Source organism: Shigella sp. FC1967 (genome assembly GCF_001743005.1).
GTDB lineage: Bacteria > Pseudomonadota > Gammaproteobacteria > Enterobacterales > Enterobacteriaceae > Proteus.
The window spans coordinates 1-2732 of record NZ_MIIZ01000836.1; the positions used below are offsets into that span (position 1 = coordinate 1).

Here is a 2732-nt window from a genome sequence, read left to right on the forward strand (position 1 = left end):
CGTTATGCCGATATACTTCTATGACAGAACCAGAAGGCTGGGTGTATGAGCCAAGCTTAGCTATTGCTGCGCAAGGTGCAAAGCAGATAACGATAGGGCCTACGAAATTATCAGTACCAATGGTATTCGCGTTTGAGCAATTTAAAAAAACACTTCTTCTATATACAAAAGATAAAGAGGGGGGGATGGGATACAACGGTTTCTGGTTTTAGCGTTATGCCGATATACTTCTATGACAGAACCAGAAGGCTGGGTGTATGAGCCAAGCTTAGCTATTGCTGCGCAAGGTGCAAAGCAGATAACGATAGGGCTAGAGACAAATTGCTATCGCCCTATGAATATGCTTTTAACATCATCAGAAATACCGACTTTTGCTAAAGTTTGTGAAGCGTCAAAAGAAACCCCTTTTTTAGCGATATTGCTAAAATTAGACCTCGCGCTATTACCTGAACTGCTCGCTGAAAATAAGTTTGAATTACTACAAGAAAATAACAAAATTCGGGCTCAACAAATTGTTCAAGCAACCGAGCCAATCTTACAAGCTGTAACAAGGCTTATAAAACTCATTGATACACCCGAAGATGCCCCTTTTATTGCTCCGTTGATCCAAAAAGAGATCCTTTATTACTTATTACGATCAAATGATGGTGCGCGTCAGCAATTATTAGCATCACAACATCCTCAGTGTCGGCAAATTAGTCATGCTCTTGATTGGATTAAACAACATTATCGCAAAACAATTCGGATTGAAGCTCTCACAACATTAGTGGGTATGAGCACCTCTTCATTTCATTTTCACTTTAAAAATCGAACTGGCATGACGCCGTTGCAATATCAAAAATGGTTACGACTGAATGAAGCGAGAAGGATCATGTTGATTGAAATGAGTGATGTTTCTGAAGCGGCATTTATTGTCGGTTATGAAAGTCCATCACAGTTTAGTCGTGAATATCAGCGATTATTTGGATTATCGCCCTTAAAAGATATTCAACGCTTAAAAGCATCAGGATCAGAAAGCATATCTTTGGATTATTAGGCAAGAATAATGGAGAAATGAGTTAAGCTAGCAATAGATAATTACGTTACAGTCAGCTTATCAACTATGTGTATGCAAAGGAGTTTAGAAGTGACTAATGTTTTTATTATTAATGCAGCAAAAGCGTTTGATGGTTCTGAAGGGAAGCTTAACGACCATTTAACGCAAGTTGCCACAGAGTTGTTGTCTTCGTATCAGATAAATGTGCAATCAACACGCATTGATGATGGTTATGATAATAACGAAGAAGTTGATAAATACTTATGGGCTGATGTCATCATTTATCAAATGCCAGCATGGTGGATGGAAGGTCCTTGGATCTTAAAAAAATACATTGATGATGTATTTAGTGCTGGATACGGCAAAATGTATATTGATGATGGCCGTACACGAAAAGATCCGTTGAAAAAATATGGTTCAGGTGGGTTACTACAAGGTAAAAAGTATCTTCTTTCTGTCACTTGGAATGCACCTGTTGGATCTTTTGAAGAACAAGAACAGTTCTTTGAAGGAAAAGGTATTGATGCTGTCTATTTCCCATTCCATAAAGCGAACCAGTTTTTAGGTATGGAAGGTTTAAAAACATTCGGAATGTTTGATGTGGTAAAACAACCGCAAATTGAACAAGATGTTGAGGCGTATAAACAACATTTAAAACACGAAATTGTTGGAATAGTGGGTTAGCTATTTATCTTGCTAGATATCGATTATCGCTCTATTAATCAATAAAGGTAGCGATCTAGATTGGATTTTAGGCCGCTAATTTAGATGATAAGAACACAGAAAACAAAAAGCCCGCACTTAAATAGTGCAGGCTCTTTTAAATTTGGCTCCTCCAACTGGACTCGAACCAGTGACATACGGATTAACAGTCCGCCGTTCTACCGACTGAACTATGGAGGAAGCGAGTTCTCTTGAGAACGAGGCGCATAATAACGATGATATATCAGAGTGTCAACGTTAAAAGTGGATAAAATATCTGTTTGATTGGTTTATCGCCAAAGTGGCTAAATAATAGAAGTAATTCTCCGTGTTTTTGTGTGTAACACGGAGAATTACTTAGGCTTGAGGGGATAGTTGTGATGCTGAAATGGATTGTTGAACGGGATCAAATGCCATTAAATACACATCGTAAAAATGAATTTCTTGTTTTTTTATTGATGATCTCGCGAATGTCTTTTTTTTATTTGTTGAGATATTGCAGGGTGCTGATAGATCTCATTGATGGCTTCATCAGAGAGTTTTTTCAAAGGTATACCATTCACCGTTATAGCAAACCCTTAAATCGAGAACACCAATATCTTCAAATTTATAGATAGGTTTTATATCAAATAACAAGATACCTGCCATAACTAAGAACATCACAGTAAAGAGAACGAGCGAGATAACACCAAAGTAAGGTGAATAAATTAATAATGCAGCAAGTAATACATAAGAGAGAACCATGCTGATGCATAACCAAATATGATTTTTTAAAAACTGACTATTAAGATGGGGGTTTCCCCGTCTCTTTTTTTCTGCTTTTATTTGATCCGATCTAAATCACGCTCTAAGATTTTCTTTTTAATACATTTCATTGTAAACACCTTAAGAGATGAATGTTGCAAACTTTGTTTCTTATTTACTAGATTATCACGGGGGACAAGAAAAAGCGGGGTAGAACAGTTTTTTTTTTAAATTCTGGGTTATTAACTGT

The 2732-nt window shown here is 36.9% G+C and carries 4 protein-coding genes and 1 tRNA gene; 3 read left to right on the plus strand and 2 right to left on the minus strand.

Annotation, left to right across the window (positions count from 1 at the left end; genetic code table 11):
- The 3 genes from BHE89_RS14215 to BHE89_RS14225 form a co-directional block, all read left to right on the plus strand.
- Positions 1-212 (plus strand): AraC family transcriptional regulator (locus BHE89_RS14215; RefSeq protein ID WP_216081011.1); only part of this gene is annotated, 212 nt, incomplete at its 5' end.
- A 20-nt stretch (positions 213-232) separates the two neighbouring features.
- Complete coding sequence (locus BHE89_RS14220) at positions 233-1036, plus strand: AraC family transcriptional regulator (protein ID WP_128860568.1); 804 nt, start codon at positions 233-235, stop codon at positions 1034-1036.
- 90 nt (positions 1037-1126) lie between these two features.
- The gene (locus tag BHE89_RS14225) at positions 1127-1720 is read left to right on the plus strand and encodes an NAD(P)H-dependent oxidoreductase (RefSeq protein ID WP_069367448.1); all 594 of its coding nucleotides are present in this window, start codon (positions 1127-1129) and stop codon (positions 1718-1720) included.
- Positions 1721-1863: 143 nt separating this feature from the next.
- Here the strand turns inward: BHE89_RS14225 and BHE89_RS14230 are convergent.
- Together BHE89_RS14230 and BHE89_RS25885 are read right to left on the minus strand one after the other, a co-directional pair.
- Positions 1864-1939 (minus strand) — tRNA-Asn (locus tag BHE89_RS14230).
- Between the two features lie 330 nt (positions 1940-2269).
- On the minus strand, positions 2270-2563 hold the full coding sequence (locus BHE89_RS25885) for a YlaC family protein (protein ID WP_286146159.1): 294 nt from the start codon (positions 2561-2563) through the stop codon (positions 2270-2272).
- Positions 2564-2732 lie beyond the last annotated feature (169 nt).